Below are 21,345 nucleotides of genomic sequence, written 5' to 3'. Positions count from 1 at the left end.
TTGGGATCCTTATTTATTGTACTATTAAAAGTTACAATAGGTAGTTTTCAACATATATTTCCTATTCTTTTTGCTGCTAGCTTTACTGTTTTATTAATAAAATATTCTAACAAAAATTTCAATTTACTTCAAAAACAGCGCGCGGTTCATTATTTGGCATGGTTCGTTTCTGCAACGCTTATTGCCTTTCATGCTTGGCGCATGCTTTTCGATAATTATAATTTCAATACCGATCTACCGCTTTATCTTTGTAGCCTAATGGCATTGTTAATTCCGATTTTTACGTATTATCGTAAGTATTGGATGTTCGAGATTTTGATATTTTGGATCATTGGTGGCACACTACAAGCTGTAATAACACCAGATATAACCGACGGGTTTCCCAGTTTTGATTACTTTCGATATTGGGTGGTCCATTTAGGATTGCTCGCGATTATCTTCTACTTCATATGTGTTTTCAAAATGAGACCGACGTTGAAAAGTGTTTTTAAATCTTTTTTCGCACTTCAACTTTATGTAGTTATGATGATCGGAATAAATAACCTGCTCCATGCGAATTATTTCTACTTAAATGAAAAACCAAAATCAGCCTCTTTGTTAGATTATTTTGGAGAATGGCCTTATTATCTATTTATTGTACAGTTGCTAATTATTCCTTTGTTTTTACTGATTTATTTGCCTTTTCAACTTTCTAAACGAAACAGAAATTACTTAGCAAATAACTGACCTAAATCCTTAAATGCCTTAAACTCCAATGCATTGCCAGATGGATCTTTAAAAAACATGGTGGCTTGTTCTCCAACTTTACCTTCAAATCTTATATAAGGCTCAATAATAAATTTGATGTCTTTCAACTTCAGTAATTCAGTAAAATCCCAAAATGTGTTCCAGTCTAAAACGACTCCAAAATGTGGAACCGGCACATCTTTACCATCAACAGGATTGGAATGTGAATCTTCTTCTATCTTTTCTTTATAATGAATAACCAACTGATGACCAAAGAAATTATAATCTACCCAATGGTCGCTACTTCGTCCTTCTTCTAAATTTAAAATATTAGTGTAGAAATTTCTGCATTCTGAAAGATTATTAACAGGAATAGCCAAATGGAAAGGTGATAATTGAGACATGTTTTCTGATGTGGTATGGATTTTTAATTAACGTCTACTTTTTCTAGGGTTAAGATGATCTGGATCGTAAGTTTTTGTAGACTCACTGATCAATTTTGTTAAGGTTTTAAACTCTTCTTTTGTTAATTCCCTATAGGTTCCTAATGGCATATCGAGTTTAATATTCATAATGCGAACACGTTTTAGAGTCTGAACCTCGTAATTGAGATAGTCGCACATTCTTCGAATTTGCCTATTTAAGCCTTGTGTAAGAATAATACTAAATGTGAATTTGTCAATCTTTTTAACCACACATTTTTTGGTGCGCTTCCCTAAGTCTTCGAGATAAATTCCACCAGCCATACGTTCAACAAAGGTTTGCGAAATCGGCTGGTCAACCGTTACAATGTATTCTTTTTCGTGATTATTGCTCGCGCGCAAAATTTTATTGACAATATCACCATCGTCCGTCATCAATATCAATCCTTCACTTGGCTTATCTAATCTGCCTATTGGGAAAATACGCTTTGGGTAATTAATGTAATCTATAATATTATCCTTTTCAACACGTGTATCTGTGGTGCAAACAATGCCAACCGGTTTATTAAACGCTAAATAGACAAAGTCTTGTTTACGTTCGCCAATAATTTCACCATCAACTTTTACTACATCTTCCGATGCTACTTTGGTTCCCATTTCTGGTACCACATCGTTAATGGTCACTCTGCCAGCATCGATTAAACGGTCGGCTGCTCTACGCGAGCAATACCCAGCTTCACTGAGGTATTTATTGAGACGTGTTAGGTTTTCTGACATGTTGCAAAGATATGATAAAGATTAGTCATTTATAAATTGAATAATCTTAGGCGTCAAAGATTCATCCTTTAGTCCATGCCCAAAACCTGTAGTAGAAATAAATTCAGAATTTTTATAACGACTAGCAATTAATTGCCCATCCTCGTAAGGAATAATCTTGTCATTCTTATCATGAATAACTAAACCTTTGGCCTCAATCGATTCCGTAAAATTTGCTGCAGAAAAGTAAGAGACGGGTTTTTCAAAACGCTTTAATACAATTGAATCCAAACCACTTGAAATCCTTTTGTTGTAACCCATCATATTTTTATAACGGTCAAAAACACCTGTGAAATGGGCAGGAGCACCAAGTAAAATCATTTTTTTAACGGAAGGTAATTGATAATGATACATACAAAATACACTTGACATACCTCCTACTGAATGGCCAATTAAAACCTCTGGCTGAAATTTTTTAGCCACCGCATTTATAAATTCAGAATATAATACCGCATTAAATTGCTTGCCGTCAGACCTTCCATGTGCTGGTGCATCTAAAGCGACTATATTATAGTTTTGCGCTTTTAAATCGTTTAGAATATATTCCCAACGTGCTGTATTACTTTCCCAACCATGCACCAGTAAAACAGTTTTGCCTTTGCCAACCCAACGATAGGTTGCGATCTCCATATTGTCATAACATATGTCTTCAAAAAAAGCAGAATCAATGATGCGTTTTTGGTCATCATTATAACGTCCTTTTCGAGGTGACGCAAATAAATTTATAGCTTTTTTAGCGGCATATTTTGACGAAATTAAACTCGTTGCATTAAGTGCGCTTCCAATAGATTTAACCACAAAACTACTCATACTATTGGTCTTCTCTATTAACAGCTTCGATTGAAAATGCCGGTAGGCAAATTGCTAAATACTCGCAAGGTTCCGTGAAGGGATTTGAATATTGTAACTTGGTATTTTTTTCTACTTTAATGGATTGACCAGCTTCTAAGATAATGGTTTCACCTTCTATAATAAACTGCTTTTTACCTTTGATGATAAATGTGTATTCTTCAAATTCTGGCGTCTGAAAAGGTTCTGACCATCCAGGAGGAGCTACCATGTGCGCTATACTTATTTCGGAATTACCGTCAGTGGCATTTCCAAAATGTTCTTTGATAATTTTACCATCATCGGTAGGCACTATAAAGGGCGAATTTTGAATTTTGTATTTTTTCTTTTTTTGCATTTCTTTACTACTTACTGCTTACTGCTACTGAATACTGTTCACTGATCTACCAGTGTACCATAAAATATTTAATCTTAGCTTTTTCCGGAATCTGAATCGGATCAATTGCCATATCCATATCAAAACGCATACTGGCTGGCAACTCTTTTTTATCAATAGTAAAAGACGCATTGATTTCATTAACAGAAACCACGATCACATTAATCAGATTATCGACTTTCGAAATTTTATAAGCCTCTTTAATATCTTTAAATGTACTTAAGGCTGAAATATCTTTTTCAGTTTTATAACGCTCATCAATGATACGTACGCTTGAAATTACCGATGTCGAATCCAACGCTTCCTCTGGCGATAAATCCAAAAGTTTATTACCGTTTTTTTCAAAAACCTCAATGGTATTTACAGAACCGATAAATTCATCTCCTGCAATATATCGCACAACAGAATCATTACTAAAAATGGCATCCAATTCTTTTACTTGTGTGGAATCGGTTAATAATCCAACATGGTTTTTTCCAATTGCAAACGGGTCTGGTGGATTATCTTTTGCACAACTTGTTATTAAAAAAACGCAAATTAATACCGCAAATAGGGTGTTTTTCATTTTAGATATAGGTGTTATTTATTTGATCATTTTACTTAATATTCCCAGAACGCCTCGTATAACGGTTGCACTGGTCAAAACCTTTACAATAGGATTCATTCGTGTACTTTGTCTTCTAGTAGTTCTTCTTTTGCTCTCAGCACGTTTTAAAGCTTCTCGCTCTTCTTTAGCTTTCTGCTTTGCTTCCTCAGCCTGAGCCTGCTCAATTTTTTCATTCAGCATTTCGTAAGCACTATCCCTATCAATTTCTTTATTGTATTTTCTAGCGAGTTGTGATTGTGATAAGAGCGTTGCAAGTTCTGATTCGGATAAAATATCCATTCTGCTCATTGGCGCACGCATCATGGTTGCAGCCAAAGGGGTTGGTTTTCCTTTTTCGTCCAAAGCTGAAACTAAAGCCTCTCCAATGCCGAGTGAAGTCAGCACTTCTGCTGTATCGTAATATTCCGTATCAGGATAATTCTGAGCTGTTAATTTTATCGCTTTTCTATCTTTTGCCGTAAATGCCCTTAAAGCATGTTGCACCTTTAAACCTAATTGCCCCAAAACAGCCTCTGGAACATCCGTTGGATTCTGGGTCACAAAATAGAGCCCAACACCTTTACTACGAATCAGTTTTACAATACTTTCAATCTGATTCAATAAAGCATCAGAAGCTTCATTAAAGATTAAATGGGCCTCGTCAATGAACATGATCAATTCTGGTCGTCCACTATCCCCTTGTTCAGGAAATGTAGAATATATTTCAGCCAATAAACTCAACATAAACGTCGAAAACAATTTCGGTCTATCTTGAATATCCGTTAACCGAATAATATTGATATAACCTCTTCCATTTTCATCGATACGCAATAAATCTTGGGTATCAAATGAGGTTTCTCCAAAGAACAAATCGCCACCTTGTTGTTCTATTTCAATAAGTTTCCTGAGAATCGCTCCTGTTGAAGCTGTAGAAATACGACCATAGGATTCTTCAAATTCGGCTTTACCTTCATTAGTGGCATATTGCAAAATTTTCTTGAAATCCTTTATATCTAGTAAGGGCAACTTGTTGTCATCGCAATATTTAAATATAACAGAAATTATTCCTGCTTGGGTTTCTGTAACATCCAATATTCTTGAAATTAAAACAGGTCCAAACTCACTAATTGTTGCTCTTAATCTTACACCATCTTGTTCGGACAATGTCATCACTTCAACAGGAAAACCTTTAGGTTCAAAACGTAATCCAATTTTTTCGTGACGTTCATCAATTTTTTCATGACCAGGACTTGGTTTGGCTAAGCCACTTAAATCGCCTTTAATGTCCATTAACAGAACAGGAACACCTTTTTCGGATAGATTTTCAGCTAAAACTTGAAGTGTTTTTGTTTTTCCCGTGCCAGTCGCCCCAGCGATGAGACCATGCCTGTTCATGGTTTTTAAAGGCACATTCACAAACGTATTGGTGATCGTTTCACCATCGAGCATGGCAGAACCTAAGGTAATATAGTCGCCTTTAAACGTGTTTCCTTCGTTGATGTCTTTTACGAAAGTGTCAGAATTCTTCATTAGTGAGAAAATTTGGATAAAAATAACCTAAATTTATTAAGATTAAAACCTAATTTACTAAGAACCATCAATAAAAAAAAGAACCACTCATGGCGAGTGGCCCTTTTCAATCTACTAACTTAACTTACTAAAATTACTAACTTCTAGTGTCTTCTTTATTCACAGGTTCTGTCTAGAACTATTTCGTTATTACTATCATTTACATTATGCAGCACCAACTGCTGTGCCGTACATTCCACAATCAACCAATTTCCGTTTATAGCTTGTATATTTGGTCCAGCGACATTTGAAAATTCTATGACAACACCATCATTGGTTTGTGATGTTGACCAACCAGCATCAATGGTTGTGGTATCGTTATATATGATAACTATACCAGAGTTTTCTTCAAACTCAAAATTGTAGTCGATTAGGTTATCGCTGCCATTGTAGCTCGATATATTCCATAAGCATTCAGTCAAAATACCATCAATATCGCCTTCCGTGCAATTGCCAGCATTACAGTCAATGATGTTTAACTGAATTGGAAATACTTCATATTGATTGTTAGTTTCAACTCTTGCATAAACGATTTGCATCACATCAATACTCGTATAAACTTCTGGATTGGAAATAGCATTTACTCCAGTTTCAGCATCAGGCAGTGTTTCATGATAAGTCACCAAATCCGCACTTGGTGTACAATTGGCGAAGGCAATGGTCAGGTTAAATACATAAGGACCATCAGTACCATTATCGCAAACTTCTAAAATGGCGTCGAAACTCTCAAAACATTCAAAATAATTACAATTTTCTGTATTTAGATACACATTGAATATTTCAAAATTACCACTATCGGCTTCAATTCTTAAATAGACTTGAGCAATTAATGTTTCGTAAGATTCCGTATTCGCAATTGGATTGTCATCATTCTCTGCATCTGCTAATGTTTCATGAAACGAAGGTGTAAAGGAAGCGTTACAATCTATCAATCCTATTGTGTTTGCACTTAGGTTATAAATAGGAATATTGTTAGGCTGTTCACAGATAACAATTTCAAAATCACCAAAACAATTGAAGAGCTCATCATCATTTTGCGAATTACAGTCTTGCTCCAACACTAGGGTTTGATTTCCTTTGGTCAACACTACTCTATCAACATCACATTCAATTACCAACCAATCACCCTCAAGACTATCTTGAAATGCCGTTAATTCTGAAAAGTTTACTATAAGACCATTATCTGTAGCCGACAAATTCCAATTGCCACCAATAGCAGAGGTTGCCGATCCTTCAGAAATCTGTAATTCTCCATTAGGATTAAAAATCATTCTATTATTTTCAAAATTTCCGGAGCCATCAGTAAAAGCCCAAGGACATTCTATTAAGTTTAGTGCGACTTCATCTTCGATGCAATCATTTTCTTCGCCACAAAATTGTTCTGCCAATTCAATAGCATTTCCTAATTCTTCATTGGTATTAACCTCAATAGTTTCTCCGTTGGCATATGCTATGGTTACAGGAAAATTCAAGCTCACAATCACTGCATTTTCATCGTCTTCCAATTCATCTAAAAATGTATATAAGGCTTCATCATCTGAAATAACGACTGTATCCACTAAGTTAAATCCTGAATTGAATACCGAAAATGAAATTGGATACATAAAATCAGCACATGCAATAACATCGTTTTCATTCTCAACACAATCGGCAACAAAACTTTGAAGCTCGTCTTCATTTTCAATGATAATTTGACTATAATCATTGAATATGATGGTAATCGGAAATACGAAATCCATTGCGTCCTCATCAACTGAAACATCATCTAATAAATCTTCTAGCGCTTCTAAATCGACTTCACTTTCAATAATAATTGTGATATCGCTAACTTGAATAGTCACTGGCAATTCAACAGAAAAACAACTTGCACCATCTAAAATATCATCAGCAGCACCAAAATTTGACGCTGTTCTGCTCATAAGACTTGCCAATGTAGAGTTGGGCACAATGGTTTCTTGCTCGTTCGGATTTTCAATTTGCTCAATTTCGTCTTGACAAGATGTGAAGCACAAAAAGGCAAAAAGAAAACTTATTAATAGGTGGCTGATTTGGATTTTCATGGCGTTTACGCTTTAACTCTTTATTATAAAACAGTTTAAACACAAAAAATCCTACCCAACATTATTAAAAAATTATTTATAATTTGTGGCACCTAATAATCGACATGAGCAAACCTTTACAAGATAATATCTGCGAATCACAATTGTTTGAACGTTTGTATAAGAAACATGCTAAGAACCTTCATGATTTTTTGTATTATAAATTTGGAGAGCACTTAAATCCGCAAGACCAAGTCCAAGAAGCCTTTATAAAGCTATGGCAAAACTGTGGTAAAATAGCACCCGCAAAAGCCAAGAGCTATTTGTTTACGACAGCAAACAATTTAATGCTCAATGTTGTGGCGCACCAAAAAGTAGTTTTAAAATATAGTAAAAAACCTCAAAAACATTCAACTAACGAAACGCCCGAGTTTGTATTACAAGAAAAAGAATACCACCAAAAATTACAAAATGCCATAGGCAACTTAACGGAAGCACAGCGCGTCGCCTTTCTGATGAATAGAATTGAAGGTAAACGTTTTAAAGAAATTGCAGAATTGTTGGATATTTCCGTAAAGGCAGTTGAAAAACGCATTTATGGAGCGTTGAAAAAATTGAGGGAGGAAGTTGATGGACTTTGAAAGAGTTGTGAGTTATGAGTTAGGAGTTGAAGTACAAAGTGTAAAGATTTGACGGAAGACGGATGACGAATGACGGATGACTGCAGACTGCCAACTGTGGACTGTGGACTGTGAAACTTGGAATTTGGAATTTGGAATTTGGAATTTGGAATTTGGAATTTGGAATTTAAACGAGGTAGGGATTTTTAAACCGAAGCTGTTATATAGTTGAAATCATATAGATGATTGAAAAAATGAAACGAGAAGAACTCATAAAAAAGTGGTTAGATAACAACCTAAATACTCAAGAGCAAAAGGCTTTTGAGCAGTTAGCGGATTATAACGAACTCATTAAAATGAATGCGGCTTTACAAGATTTTAAAGCGCCTGATTTTTCTGCTGACCAAAACTACGAAACCTTAAAACCAAATCTTAAATCTGAAAAAACCAATTCAAATCAATGGTTGAAACCGTTGCTTAGAATTGCGGCTATTCTAGCTATTGGCTTTAGTATTTATTATTATACCACAAGCTTAGATACTGAAGTGGGAACGCTAATAGCAGAGCAAACCACCATTGAATTACCTGATAATTCTACCGTAAATTTAAATGCCAATTCAACACTAACCTTCAATGATCATAATTGGAGTGATAATAGAGAAGTGAACCTTAAAGGTGAAGCATTTTTTAAAGTTGCCAAAGGTCAGAAATTTGATGTAATTACAGCTGATGGAATCGTTAGTGTTTTAGGTACGCAGTTTAATGTCAAACAACGTGAAGATTACTTTGAAGTGACTTGCTACGAAGGTTTAGTTGGTGTGACACACAATGATAAAACTGTAAAATTAAAACCAGGACATACCTTCCAAATTATCGATGGGAAATTACTTGCCAATGAAAAAGAAAATGCTATCCAACCGCAATGGTTGGGTGGCGAAAGTAATTTTAATGGTGTTCCTTTAAAACACGTGATTGCTGAGTTTGAAAATCAATATGACCTCAACATAAATACTGATGGCATTGATACATCGCGACTATTCACCGGAAGTTTTGCGCATAATAATTTAGATTTAGCCTTGAAATCTGTTACAATACCATTAAATTTAAGCTACAGCAAATCAGGAAAATCTATTTTACTAAAGCGTGAATAAAAAATTACGGTGTCTCATTTTCTACTTTTTAACGCTAGTCTTTTGTAACCTTATTTACAGTCAGGAGCAACAGGAGAAACAGCCACTCGCCCAAATTCTATTAGAATTAGAAAATAAATACAATGTAAAGTTTTCATTTGAAACCAAAACGATTGCAGGCATATCCATAGATCCATTATATCCAGACTTATCCTTAGAACAAGTTATCAATCAATTAAAATTAGAAACAAATCTTAATTTTGAAATTTTAAGTGACCGCTTTATTGCCGTCACTTTAAAGGAAATCTCCGAAATTGATAATGCGGTTCAACGTTTAGAAGAAGTTGTGGTTACCAACTATCTTACCAAAGGGATTTCTAAAACCAATAACGGAACTATAAAAGCAGACACCAAAGCGTTTCAAATTTTACCTGGTTTAATTGAACCAGATGTGCTTCAAATAGTGCAAAATCTACCAGGAATTATTAGTGCCGATGAGCGTATTTCCAACATCAATGTTCGTGGTGGCACCAATGACCAAAATCTTATCTTATATGAAGGTATTAGAATGTACCAAACAGGACATTTTTTTGGATTGATTTCAGTTTTCAATCCTTATTTATCGGATGACGTAACCGTTTCTAAAAATGGAACAAGTGCCAAATTCGGTAATGCTGTATCTAGTACTATTGCTATCCAAAACCCAGACACAATAGACAAAGAAACCAGTATTGGAATAGGTGGAAATTTACTCAGTGTTGATGGTTTTGCAAAAATCCCGTTATCGGAAAAAATGGAATTACATTTGGCGGCCAGACGTTCCTTTACTGATCTCGTAGTATCAGAAACTTATGATGCTTATTTTGATCGTATTTTTACTGATTCGGAATTAAATTCCTCAAATAGCAATACACAATTAGCTCTCGAAGAACGTTTTTTGTTTTACGATTTTAATGCTAAATTTTTATACGACATTGATAATTCGTCCAAGTTACGCATCAATGTAGTGAACATGTACAATGACTTGGATTACAATCAGGTTTTCACAACTACGAATAATAATTTTCAAGAAACACAAAGTGAGTTGAGCCAAGTTAGCTATGGTGCAAGTGCCAGCTATTCAAAAATGCTGAAAAACGAAATTAACCTATCCGCTCAAATCTATTATTCCAACTACGATTTGGATTCCAAAAACAATAACATTACAGATAGTCAAATTTTAAATCAAGAGAATAAAGTAGAGGATTACGGCTTGCGATTAGATGTATCAAAAGTGCTGAGTCCGAGTTTAAAAATAAATCTTGGTTATCAATTTAATGAAGTAGGTGTTACGAATTCTGAAAACGTGATCAACCCGAATTTCACGAGTTTAACGAAGGAAATCATGAGAACTAGTGCCCTATTTGGTGAAGTAGTTCGTTATTCCCAATCTCGAAATACGTATTTGCGCTTAGGTGCACGAATCAGTTATTTTGGTAAACTGCAAGAACTTATTATTGAACCTCGTTTTGCATTCAACCAAAAAATATCAGATTATTTTAGACTGGAAATTTTAGGTGAATTAAAAAATCAATCCATTACCCAAATTATAGATTTACAGCAAGATTTTTTAGGTATCGAAAAGCGTCGATGGCAATTAGCGAATGGAAATAACATCCCATTAATTAAAAGTCAACAAGTATCAGCTGGAATAAGCTATAATCAAAATAACCTATTGGTTTCTTTTGAAGGCTACTACAAAAACGTGAGCAATATTACCGCTCAAAGTCAAGGATTTCAAAACCAATTTCAGTTTACAAACGACATTGGCTCATATACGGTTAAAGGCATTGACTTTTTAATCAATAAACGCATTAATGATTTTAGTACATGGCTGAGTTATACATTCAGCAAAAACGATTATCATTTTGAAAATTTGAACGACGGCAATTCGTTTCCAAATACTTTAGATTTACGACAGGTTGCCAATGCCTCTTTAACGTACAGCAAACACAATTTTAAAGTCGGTTTTGGTATCAATTGGCATTCTGGAAGACCGTACACATCGCCATTAACATCGCAAGATAATAGCAATTCTATTATAGAATACAACACACCTAACAGTTCTCGATTACCTGATTATTTTAGAACAGATATTTCGGCCATTTATAATTTTAAAATTTCTAAAAAAATAAAAGCTGAGGTTGGTGCTTCTGTTTGGAATATCTTCAATCAAACCAATATTGTCAATCGCTATTATAGCTTAGATTCAGACGATTCCATTATTGAAATCGATAATAGATCGTTAAAATTTACGCCAAATTTTAGTTTTAGAGTCAATTTTTAATTGTTTATTGTGGTACCAATCTATGTGACCAATGCAATTTAAGAACTATCAACGTTTCATTACGATAATAGCTTTTGTCCTTTTTTCTCAAAACGGTTTTACACAATCAGCAACTACGAATGACAATTCATCCCTATTTTTCATTCCTGAAATTCTTGTTGGAAAAACAATGGAAGCCAATACTGATTTTCCCGAAACTAAACTTCAAAAAAATCTATTTCTTAGCATTGGACGCTACAATTTTAATTCCGAAAAGGAATGGGCAGCTAGACTAAACTATCCAAAAACAGGGATTTCTTTTGGTTATACAGACTTTGGAAATTCGGAAAATATTGGTCGTGCTTATAGTATTTTACCGTTCATAGAATTTTCAATTTTGAAAAAACAAATTCAAGGTTTAGGCTTACAAATTGGATTTGGCAGTTCCTATATGGATACGCAATATGACGAAATTACCAACGAATTCAATAGAGCGATAACTACAAAATTTAATTGGTCGTTTCGTTCCTTTTTATATTATGATATTTTTAAAACCCATGCAATAGACTGGCGATTTGGTTTGGGCTATTTGCACCATTCCAATGGACACACCAATTTACCGAATCAAGGATTAAATTCTTTGGCTGCAAGTATTTCTGCTAAAATTGACCATAAAAAACATGAAGTTTCAAATTTTGAAAAACCAGTTTTTAAAGCTAAATCCCAAAATTACCTTTCCTTTCGGTTTGGTTTAGGTCAAAATGTTTTGTCTGAAAAATTCAATACCAAAAAAGAAGTTTATACTATTTCGGCTTCGGCAGGAAAAATAGTGAATAACACATTTAAATTTGGTGGTGGATTTTACTATAGATTTTACGAACACTACTACGATTATATAAATAATAATGAAACTTTAGTTGAAGAGCAATTCCCACATTTTACGGAAAACCCTTTTGGTTATGCCACCGCTTTTGGGCTGTTCGCAACCTCGGAATTATTAATGGACCACGTTGGTTTTGAATTTGATCTTGGCCTCAATATTTATAAACCATTCTACAAAATAGATTGGCAGCTTAATCAAGGGTATTCTTATGAAAATGGAAATGGAGACACTGTAGAAGTGTTAGGCGAATTAAACTGGTATTACGAAATAAAGCGAACGGTTTCCGCCAAACTGGGTTTAAAATATTATTTATGGAGTACCAACAAAGCTCCAAAACATAATGTTTTCGTTGGCGCACATTTAAATGCCAACCTTGGCCAAGCAGATTTTACGGAGTTGAGTTTTGGTTATGTTTATCGTTTTAATTTTAAGGATAACTAAAATTATGACAGAAGTAGAATTACAAAAACTAAAATTTCCCATAGGCAAATTTCAAAAACCAGAAATCATTTCCAAACAATATATTAAAGATTGGATTCAGTCTATTGAATCCTTACCGCAATCTATAATTGCATTGACTTCAAACCTTAATGAAATAGAACTCAATTACAAATACAGACCAAATGGCTGGACGATGAAGCAAGTGGTTCATCACTGGGCAGATAGTCACATAAATAGTTTATTGAGGTTCAAATTGGCGTTAACTGAAAAGAATCCAACTACAAGACCTTATTTTGAAGACCGTTTTGCGGAGTTGGTTGATTATTCAGAACCGATTGACGCGTCAATTTCTATTCTAGTTGGTGTTCATAAAAAACTTGGTATTTTACTTAAAAATCTGAATGATCAAGAATTAAAACGTGAATTTATTCATCCAGAACATGGTAAACGATTTTCTCTTGAAGAAACCATTGGAATGTATGCCTGGCATAGCAACCATCATTTGGCACATTTGAAGCAAGCCTTGCATTATAAAGATCAGTTTAAATAAAAAAACCCTGAAAATAAATTCAGGGTAGTTCTTTAAAAATAATTATACTTTTAAATTAAGGAGTACCAGCTACTGTGTTGCTCTTTTCCTTTTCCTTTTGCTTTTCAATATTTTTTCTGATTTTATCTATCGCAGACTGAATGGATTTATCAGGTTCTATGAGATTGTATTTTCCCCAAAAGTTAGGGTCAGAAAATCCTGAAATAGCATCTGTAATGATCACTGTTGGTCTCAATTTATCTTTATTCCTTATTTTTTTATCCGCTACATTAATCTCCCAATCGGTGACTGCCATTTCACTTGCCAAGGTATATACCTTATTAAAAAGTTGACGCTTTTTGTTCACCTTAAACGTTAGGCTCAAGTTAGAATAGCTATAATACCACTTATCCCCTTTCGCTTTGTAATCAACTTTATAGGTTGCTTCTAAAGGATATACCACAACATCACTAGGCTTCTTTTTTACCAAAAGGTTTTTAGTTTTAGACTTATTACTTAAGTCTAAATTATAATTTGCGCTTACCAATGCCAGTGATTCTACATCAATAAAAAGTTTACCAACAAAATTCATTTTAAGTACAGAATTCTTTGGTTTAAAATCAACTACATAAACCGTTCTGTTACCTATAGTTGATGGCTTATCGAAAGAAAACTGATACGATTTAATACTTTCATCGGTAAAAATATATTCTGGATATTTCATTATATCCATGTATACTGTAGAAAATGGACCGCCTTGTAACTTTACTGATACCGTATCCAAACGTTTATAATCTGTGCTCTTTCTAGCTTTTCCAAGCTGAATAGCATCACGTTGACTAGATGAATAAGGTTCTTTCAAAATATTAACAACAGCTTCTGTTAAGGATACATTTCTACTGCGACGCTTTATGGTTTCGCGATAAAAAGCTGTCATAAATACTGATTTTTCCTCTAAATTTTTATTCTTGTCATTAAATACTTTTTTTATTAAACTCCTTGCATCTTTAAATGCTGAAATACTTACGGCAGATAATTCGGTAATTGCCGTATATAGTTTAATTGTACTCTCTTCATTTGATAGCTCTGACAAAGGAAGGACATAAGTGTTATAGCCCAATAATGAAACTATAATTTTAGAATCAGAATAATTGTTAGGAACCTTTAACTTAAATTCGCCTTCAGAATTTGTAATCGTACTAATGTTGGTACCATTAATATTTAAGCTTACAGCCTCTAAAGTTTTATTAGACTGACCATCCACGACCTTCCCATCATATTCCTTAAAATCAGTTTGAGCATTTAGGGAAAATGCTAAAAACAACATTGAAATAAAAGTACTTACGCGAAACTTTAAAATGTGTGATTTTTTCATAACAGTAGATTTTAATAAACAATTTAACTGTTACTAAGTTACCAAAAAAAAACAAAAAGAACTCTATTTCAAAAGGTTAAACCGTAAACAATTATAATTCTTCACTTTTTTAATTTACGATATTTGGAAGGTGTTTGCCCGACAAACTTAGTAAAGGCCTTATAAAACGTCACTTTATTATTAAAACCGCTTTCTAAGGCGATAGCTTCAATTTTATAATTACTGTATTTAGAATCGTGTAAGTGTTTTTTAGCAATTTCTATTCTGTGCTTATTCACGTAATCGTTGAAGTTCTCTAAAATGATTACCGAAAATGTTTGAGAAACATGGTGTTGCTTCTCATTTAAAAAATCACTTAATGCTGATATACTAAAACTACCGTCTAAAAAAACCTGATCATCTTTAAACGCTTTTTCAATTTTAGACTGAATTCTTAGCATATCTTTTTGGCTGAGATTAGAGGCGAAGTACTTCGTTTTAATCTGAAGTAAGAAATCAGGGTTTTTAACCAAAAAATAACCAACGCCAAAAATTAAAAATGTCAGAATCACATAGTACCAGGCAAAATCCCTCCAACTATCTGCATAATGTGTCAAATAAGAAATAAGAATTGAAGAACAGACATAAGCTACTACCAAAAACATGGCATATTGAAGTCGCTGAGCTGACAATACCCTGCGGTTCAAATAAAGAAAAACCGAGCAGCCAATTGCATAAACCATCATCTGCAATGCCAATAAGTAATTCCAAAACATGGTTCTTGTTAAAAAGTTTTCATCGATATATTGAGCTCTAAGGTGACCTTCCATGAGCAGAACATCACCGTAACCAATCCAAAAAACAATAATGGGAATACCATGCAGAATATCTAATGTTTGTAGCTTTTTCTTGTTTAAAATAAGACATTGTAAGTGAATAAAAACCAACGGACCAAATAAGAATGCGATTTCGTAATAAAACCAACTTTTAAATTCTGGATGCAAATTTACCAATTCGCCAGATCCAAAAAGAAACAGTAGAATATGAAAACCAACGAGAGCAATCAACAAAGATAAAGTGATGTTTCTAAGTTGTCTACTTTTAAAAAACAAACCTCCAGCCACAAAAAACGCAACAAAAACCTGAGCAAACAATATGTAACGAACGATCTCCAATGTAATTAATTGATTGGATACAATTTAACCTAATTTTTTGGGTTATTAAAATTATAAACTTTAAACCCCTTTTAGGACGATACACATCAACTCTGGATGCTGAACTTAACACCTACATACGCTCAGGAACTTCAATTCCTAAAACTTGAAACGCGTTTTTGATGGTTTGACTAACCAATCTTGACAAATCAACTCTAAAACGCTTTTCTAGATCTGAATCCGCTCCAAGAATAGACACGTTTTGATAAAAAGAATTAAAATCCTTTACCAAATCATAAGTATAATTTGCAATTAACGCAGGACTATGTTGTTCTGCCGCATTTTGAATCGCTTCAGGAAATAACTCTAATTGTTTGATGAGTTGTTCTTCTTTTTCATGTAATACAATCTGGTCACTAAGAGTTGCTCGCTGAGCGGAGCCGAAGTGAGTCGAAGTGGCTTTTCTTAAAATAGACTGAATTCTGGCATAAGTATATTGAATAAAAGGGCCAGTATTTCCTTGAAAATCGATAGATTCTTTTGGGTCAAACAAAATTCGTTTTTTAGGATCGACTTTTAAAATGTAATATTTTAAAGCCCCCAAACCTATGGTTTTATAAAGTGCTTTCTTTTCGTCTTCGTTGTAATCTTCAAGCTTACCTAATTCTTTGGAAATCTCTTCCGCCGTATCTGCCATTTCTTGGATTAAATCATCAGCATCTACAACGGTACCTTCCCTACTCTTCATTTTTCCGCTTGGCAAATCAACCATGCCGTAACTTAAATGGAACAGATTTTTTGCCCAATCGAATCCTAATTTTTTCAAGATTAAGAACAACACTTTAAAATGGTAATCCTGTTCGTTTCCAACGGTGTAAACCATACCGCCAACATCTGGATAATCCTTTATGCGCTGAATCGCTGTACCAATATCTTGGGTCATATAAACCGCAGTGCCATCACTACGCAATACAATTTTTTCGTCCAAACCGTCTTCGGTTAAATCGCACCAAACCGAACCATCTTCTTTTTTAAAAAAGACACCAGTTTTTAAGCCTTCAGCAACGAATTCTTTTCCTAAAAGGTAGGTTTCACTTTCATAATAGTATTGGTCAAAATCAACACCAATGTTTTTATAGGTTTCTTCGAATCCTTCGTAAACCCAATTGTTCATTTTTTCCCAAAGGGCGACAACTTCTTTATCTCCAGCTTCCCATTTGATTAGCATTTCTTGGGCTTCCAACAAAATTGGTGCGTTCTTCTTGGCTTCTTCCTCAGAATGTCCTTGAGTCATTAATTCTGAAATCTCTGCTTTATAAGCCTGATCAAACTTCACATAATAATTCCCAACCAACTTATCCCCTTTCAAAGTTTCAGAAGGCGTTTCTTCTTTTCCAAATCTTTCATAAGCCAACATACTCTTACAAATATGGATGCCTCTATCGTTGATAATTTGAGTTTTGTAAACTTTCTTTCCAGAAGCTTTTAAAATTTCAGCCACACTATACCCTAAAAGCACATTTCTTACATGTCCTAAATGCAAAGGTTTGTTGGTGTTTGGCGAGGAATATTCAACCATAACCGCTTTGTCGTCCCTTTGCTCCACAAAACCGTATTTAGTTTCATCTTTTACGGATTGAAAGAAATCGAGGTAGTATTTATCACTGATTTCGATATTTAAAAAGCCCTTTACCACATTGTAGCCTTTTACCAATTCCACATGATCCAATAAATACTGACCAACTTGCTCGCCAATTACAGCAGGATTTCCTTTTACCACACGCAACATCGGGAATACCACAACCGTTATATCTCCAGCAAACTCTTTGCGAGTGGCTTGAAATTCTACCGATTCCAATTCCGATTGAAACAACGTTTTTATCGCTGCTTTTAAATGTAATTCTAAAGTCTCTTGTAGATTCATAGTATGCTTTGTTGTGCCTGTCTGTTGGTAGACAGCGTATTTTAAAACGTTGGCAAAGATAGCAGTTTCATATTATTTTAACTTATAATTCCGCCTTTTCTAAAGTTATGTTAACAACGGCATAAATCTTGTTGGGTGTAGATAATAATTCCTTTCTTTAATTTATAAATCTTTGGCCATGAAAAATGTATCGCTCTCAATTCTAATGCTATTTATGATGGCTATTGGACATTCCCAAGACATTCCGACATTAAATGTAAAAGATCAAAACGTAGGTTTATCTTCTTTGGATATTAAGGTCGATATTATTGGCAACATAGCCACTACGACTTATGATATGTTGTATTACAATCCAACAAACGAAGTCCTTGAAGGCGAACTATCATTTCCATTAGGCAAAGGGCATAATGTGTCGCGTTTTGCGCTAGACGTTAACGGAAAACTCAGAGAAGCCGTCATTGTGGATAAGGAATTGGGTAGAATTGCTTTTGAACAAGTGGTACGAGAAGGTGTTGACCCAGCTTTATTAGAAAAAGGTACAGGTAACAATTACAAAGCCCGAATTTACCCTATCCCAGCCAACGGCTACAAAAGAGTGGTTTTGGCTTACGAGCAAGAATTGGTTTACAATGATGGTTCCCAGTTTTATAATCTTCCTCTGAATTTTAAAAATAAATTGAAAACGTTCCAACTGGAAATTCAAGTATTGGACCAAAAAGAAAAGCCCATTATAACCGAAGGCCAAATAAATGGTTTGGAGTTTTCTAATTGGGAAAAGAACTATAAAACATCGGTTAGCAAAACCAATTATGCGCCCAATAAAAGTTTGTTGATTAAAATCCCTGTTCCAAATAACGCTCAGAAAACAATTACTTCCGATCGCTTTTTTTACACCTATAAAACCTTAGATCCGAAACCAAGGTTACGTCAAAAACCAAAAACCATAAATCTTTATTGGGATATTTCTTTATCCATGACAGAAAGGGATTTTGATAAAGAAGAAGCGTTTATTAAAAGTTATTTAGACTATTTAGATGATGTAACGGTGAATGTTATTACGTTTAGTAATACCATCAAATCCGAGAAGCAATTCGATATCAAGAACGGAATTTCGGACGACTTAGTTAATACTTTAAAACATGTCGTTTACGATGGAGGCACTAACTATGATGCGTTATTAAGCGTCAACAAACATGCTGATGCCATTTTATTGTTTTCTGATGGCATTGCCACATTAAGCGAACTCAATTTTACTGAGAGAACACCTGTTTTTATTGTGAATAGTATTGTAAAGACAAATCATAATCTATTAAATAACATTAGTGAATTATCTAATGGCGCTTATATCGATTTAAATACAACGTCGAATTCTGAAGCTTTGGAATTAACAAAAAATGAACCTTTCAAATTTTTAGGATTTACTTCATATTCAAAAAATATTGAAATTTATCCAACACCTGGGATTTCTGTAAAGTCTGACTTTTCAATAACAGGTAAAAACTTTACAGACGAAAAAATAAAACTAGATTTTGGTTATGGCGATGAGATTACCAAAACTGTAACTATTGACCTTACAAAAACCAATGTTACAAACGAAAAAGTAAAACGCATTTGGGCTCAAAAAAAATTAAACGAATTAGAACTAAAATCGAAAGAAAACAAAGACCAAATTAAAAAATTGGGTTTAGATTATAATTTAGTGACAGATTATACGTCGCTCATAGTTTTAGATAATGTAATGGATTATATACGTTACAAAATCACACCACCCGAAGAATTATTGGAAGCATACAATAAGGTTTTGGCACAATTGAAAATGAATAATGAGGATGATGATAAAAGTAGTGGTTTGCTTGGCTTAACGAATATAACCATTAGTGATGAGGAAAGCGATTTGGAAATGGAAGCACCAATTCAGTCAAGACCTTTAAGTACAAATGCTGCAATGACGAGACGATTTGGAGGTGTGGAAGTTATGGTAAGAGACAATGTGGAGGTTGAGGAAATTATTGTTGATAATGGCATTGATTATATGTCAGAAGAAATGGAAATAAATGAGTCAATGTCCAATGATATGAGCGTCCCATTTGCAGTTATTGACACGCCTCCAACTTATCCTGGATGTTCTGGTAACAACACTGAACTAAAAAGTTGTCTTTCTGAAAAAATTAGAAGTCATTTAATTTCAAAATTTGACATGACCGTCGCTAATCAATTAGGATTATCTGGACGTCAACGCGTCATGGTAATGTTTTCTATAAATATAAAAGGTAATGTTGAAAACATAAGAATTCGTTCGCCTCATGATGAAATCACAACACATGTAAAGTCTATTATAGGATCCATTCCGCAAATGATTCCGGGAAAACAACGTGGAGAGCCAATTGGTGTAACTTACACATTACCTATTGTTTTTAATGCTGAAACTAATGAGCAAATAACTATCGATAACTCGACCAATCCTATAGTAGATTATGAAAAATATAATGGCAAATTAAAAGTAAAAGACAGAATAGTAAACACAGATTACTTAAATGCACTTCGAAAAGCAAAAACTATAGAAGAAGCTTATAAAATTTACTTAACCCAAAGAAATGAATATTTAAAAATGCCAGCTTATTATGTGGATGTTTCAAATCATTTTTCAAGTACTTTTAAAGACCAAACCTATTCAAACTTAATATTATCCAACATCGCAGAAACGGATTTTGATAATTACGAGTTATTAAAAGTATATGCTTACCAGCTACAATACGAAAATCAGCATGAGATCGCAATTTTCTTCTTCATGCGTATTTTAGAACTGCGCCCAGAAGATTCCCAATCATACAGGGATTTGGCTTTGGCGTATCAAAATATTGGTAAATGCCAACAAGCATTGGAGTTATTCAATTCTATTATTACAGGAAAAATTTATGAAAACGGAAATAGAAGAGTTTTTAAAGGCATCAAACGAATTGCTGAAAATGAAATAAAACATCTTATCACGCTTTATGAAGATGATTTAGACCTCAGCGAAATAGATAAAAAACTAATAGACGAAATAAATTATGACATCAGAGTTGTCGTCGATTGGAATCATAATGACACTGACATCGATTTACACATCATCGATCCAAATTTAGAAGAATGTTTTTACAGTCATCCAAAAACAAAAATTGGTGGCTGTATGTCGCCAGATATGACCCAAGGTTTCGGCCCTGAAGAATTCACGTTGCCTAAAGCTTTAAAAGGCAACTATTTTGTTAAGATTAAATATTATGGAGATCGTTATCAAAAAATAGAAAACCCGACGTTCATGAAAGTAACGATCTTTAAAAATTACGGATCAAAAAATCAGTCTATAGAAAAACAGATTATAAGATTAACAAAATCTGATGATGAGGAGATTATTGCAAAACTCAGTTTTTAATCAGAAAATTAAGATGCAAATCTGTCGATTTTCATACAACGGCATTTATTATCCGATATAAAAATACCTATGTTAAAATTACCACAAATTACTGATTAACAATAATCTAAAACAAAAATGCATTTCGTCGATAAAACAGTAATTCCCCTAAGATTTATGTTTTTTATCGATTGGGTAATTTTAAATAATTTTATATTTACCCTTTCATCT

At 33.9% G+C, this 21,345-nt stretch carries 17 protein-coding genes; 7 read left to right on the top strand and 10 right to left on the bottom strand.

Features of this window, described 5'->3' with window-relative positions; all coding sequences use genetic code 11:
* On the top strand, positions 1-726 hold the full coding sequence (locus HM987_RS03775; protein ID WP_370622878.1) for a YwaF family protein: 726 nt from the start codon (positions 1-3) through the stop codon (positions 724-726).
* Here the strand turns inward: HM987_RS03775 and HM987_RS03770 are convergent.
* From HM987_RS03770 to HM987_RS03740, 7 genes are all read right to left on the bottom strand, one after another.
* Entirely contained in the window at positions 708-1,130 is a 423-nt protein-coding gene (locus HM987_RS03770) for a VOC family protein (RefSeq protein WP_179005371.1), read from the bottom strand. The two genes, HM987_RS03775 and HM987_RS03770, sit on opposite strands and share 19 nt — an antisense overlap.
* Before the next feature lie 27 nt (positions 1,131-1,157).
* Complete coding sequence (rluF, locus tag HM987_RS03765; RefSeq protein ID WP_179005369.1) at positions 1,158-1,925, bottom strand: 23S rRNA pseudouridine(2604) synthase RluF; 768 nt, start codon at positions 1,923-1,925, stop codon at positions 1,158-1,160.
* A 21-nt stretch (positions 1,926-1,946) separates the two neighbouring features.
* On the bottom strand, positions 1,947-2,774 hold the full coding sequence (locus tag HM987_RS03760; protein ID WP_179005367.1) for an alpha/beta fold hydrolase: 828 nt from the start codon (positions 2,772-2,774) through the stop codon (positions 1,947-1,949).
* 1 nt (position 2,775) lies between these two features.
* Positions 2,776-3,150: a cupin domain-containing protein gene (locus HM987_RS03755; protein ID WP_179005365.1), complete on the bottom strand. Its 375-nt coding sequence runs from the start codon at positions 3,148-3,150 to the stop codon at positions 2,776-2,778.
* A gap of 46 nt (positions 3,151-3,196) precedes the next feature.
* Positions 3,197-3,754 (bottom strand): hypothetical protein, encoded by a 558-nt coding sequence (locus tag HM987_RS03750; RefSeq protein ID WP_179005363.1) that lies wholly within the window; start codon positions 3,752-3,754, stop codon positions 3,197-3,199.
* Between the two features lie 18 nt (positions 3,755-3,772).
* Positions 3,773-5,305, bottom strand: a complete 1,533-nt coding sequence (locus HM987_RS03745; RefSeq protein WP_179005361.1) for a helicase HerA-like domain-containing protein — start codon at positions 5,303-5,305, stop codon at positions 3,773-3,775.
* A 155-nt stretch (positions 5,306-5,460) separates the two neighbouring features.
* Entirely contained in the window at positions 5,461-7,404 is a 1,944-nt protein-coding gene (locus HM987_RS03740; protein WP_179005359.1) for a hypothetical protein, read from the bottom strand.
* A 104-nt stretch (positions 7,405-7,508) separates the two neighbouring features.
* On the opposite strand from HM987_RS03740, the gene HM987_RS03735 reads away from it, so the two are divergent.
* The 5 genes from HM987_RS03735 to HM987_RS03715 all read left to right on the top strand — a co-directional run bounded on the left by HM987_RS03735 (position 7,509) and on the right by HM987_RS03715 (position 13,312).
* On the top strand, positions 7,509-8,024 hold the full coding sequence (locus tag HM987_RS03735; protein ID WP_179005357.1) for an RNA polymerase sigma factor: 516 nt from the start codon (positions 7,509-7,511) through the stop codon (positions 8,022-8,024).
* 233 nt (positions 8,025-8,257) lie between these two features.
* Positions 8,258-9,154 carry a FecR family protein gene (locus HM987_RS03730; protein ID WP_179005355.1) on the top strand — a complete coding sequence of 299 codons (897 nt, stop codon included), beginning with the start codon at positions 8,258-8,260 and terminating at the stop codon, positions 9,152-9,154.
* On the top strand, positions 9,147-11,459 hold the full coding sequence (locus HM987_RS03725; protein WP_179005353.1) for a TonB-dependent receptor domain-containing protein: 2,313 nt from the start codon (positions 9,147-9,149) through the stop codon (positions 11,457-11,459). Before HM987_RS03730 ends, HM987_RS03725 begins: the two co-directional genes overlap by 8 nt.
* 31 nt (positions 11,460-11,490) lie before the next feature.
* Positions 11,491-12,762, top strand: coding sequence for an acyloxyacyl hydrolase (locus tag HM987_RS03720; RefSeq protein WP_179005351.1), 1,272 nt, complete (start codon positions 11,491-11,493; stop codon positions 12,760-12,762).
* 4 nt (positions 12,763-12,766) lie between these two features.
* Positions 12,767-13,312: a YfiT family bacillithiol transferase gene (locus tag HM987_RS03715; protein WP_179005349.1), complete on the top strand. Its 546-nt coding sequence runs from the start codon at positions 12,767-12,769 to the stop codon at positions 13,310-13,312.
* Between the two features lie 55 nt (positions 13,313-13,367).
* Here HM987_RS03715 and HM987_RS03710 read toward each other — a convergent pair whose 3' ends face one another.
* From HM987_RS03710 to argS, 3 genes are all read right to left on the bottom strand, one after another.
* Positions 13,368-14,666, bottom strand: coding sequence for a carboxypeptidase-like regulatory domain-containing protein (locus tag HM987_RS03710; protein ID WP_179005347.1), 1,299 nt, complete (start codon positions 14,664-14,666; stop codon positions 13,368-13,370).
* 101 nt (positions 14,667-14,767) lie between these two features.
* Entirely contained in the window at positions 14,768-15,820 is a 1,053-nt protein-coding gene (locus tag HM987_RS03705) for a helix-turn-helix domain-containing protein (RefSeq protein WP_179005345.1), read from the bottom strand.
* Between the two features lie 112 nt (positions 15,821-15,932).
* The gene (gene argS, locus HM987_RS03700; RefSeq protein WP_179005344.1) at positions 15,933-17,723 is read right to left on the bottom strand and encodes an arginine--tRNA ligase; all 1,791 of its coding nucleotides are present in this window, start codon (positions 17,721-17,723) and stop codon (positions 15,933-15,935) included.
* A gap of 178 nt (positions 17,724-17,901) precedes the next feature.
* On the opposite strand from argS, the gene HM987_RS03695 reads away from it, so the two are divergent.
* Positions 17,902-21,135: a VIT domain-containing protein gene (locus HM987_RS03695; RefSeq protein WP_229724575.1), complete on the top strand. Its 3,234-nt coding sequence runs from the start codon at positions 17,902-17,904 to the stop codon at positions 21,133-21,135.
* Positions 21,136-21,345: the final 210 nt, after the last annotated feature.

It is taken from the genome of Winogradskyella forsetii, assembly GCF_013394595.1.
Taxonomy (GTDB): Bacteria; Bacteroidota; Bacteroidia; order Flavobacteriales; family Flavobacteriaceae; genus Winogradskyella; species Winogradskyella forsetii.
This window is presented reverse-complemented; position numbering and strand designations above follow the sequence as displayed.

Coding starts and splice junctions, on each gene's coding strand:
- HM987_RS03720 (WP_179005351.1), top strand. CDS start 11,491: ATGCAATTTAAGAACTATCAACGTTTCATTACGATAATAGCTTTTGTC.
- HM987_RS03750 (WP_179005363.1), bottom strand. CDS start 3,754: ATGAAAAACACCCTATTTGCGGTATTAATTTGCGTTTTTTTAATAACA.
- rluF (WP_179005369.1), bottom strand. CDS start 1,925: ATGTCAGAAAACCTAACACGTCTCAATAAATACCTCAGTGAAGCTGGG.
- HM987_RS03715 (WP_179005349.1), top strand. CDS start 12,767: ATGACAGAAGTAGAATTACAAAAACTAAAATTTCCCATAGGCAAATTT.
- HM987_RS03745 (WP_179005361.1), bottom strand. CDS start 5,305: ATGAAGAATTCTGACACTTTCGTAAAAGACATCAACGAAGGAAACACG.
- HM987_RS03710 (WP_179005347.1), bottom strand. CDS start 14,666: ATGAAAAAATCACACATTTTAAAGTTTCGCGTAAGTACTTTTATTTCA.
- HM987_RS03760 (WP_179005367.1), bottom strand. CDS start 2,774: ATGAGTAGTTTTGTGGTTAAATCTATTGGAAGCGCACTTAATGCAACG.
- argS (WP_179005344.1), bottom strand. CDS start 17,723: ATGAATCTACAAGAGACTTTAGAATTACATTTAAAAGCAGCGATAAAA.
- HM987_RS03735 (WP_179005357.1), top strand. CDS start 7,509: ATGAGCAAACCTTTACAAGATAATATCTGCGAATCACAATTGTTTGAA.
- HM987_RS03755 (WP_179005365.1), bottom strand. CDS start 3,150: ATGCAAAAAAAGAAAAAATACAAAATTCAAAATTCGCCCTTTATAGTG.
- HM987_RS03730 (WP_179005355.1), top strand. CDS start 8,258: ATGAAACGAGAAGAACTCATAAAAAAGTGGTTAGATAACAACCTAAAT.
- HM987_RS03695 (WP_229724575.1), top strand. CDS start 17,902: ATGAAAAATGTATCGCTCTCAATTCTAATGCTATTTATGATGGCTATT.
- HM987_RS03770 (WP_179005371.1), bottom strand. CDS start 1,130: ATGTCTCAATTATCACCTTTCCATTTGGCTATTCCTGTTAATAATCTT.
- HM987_RS03740 (WP_179005359.1), bottom strand. CDS start 7,404: ATGAAAATCCAAATCAGCCACCTATTAATAAGTTTTCTTTTTGCCTTT.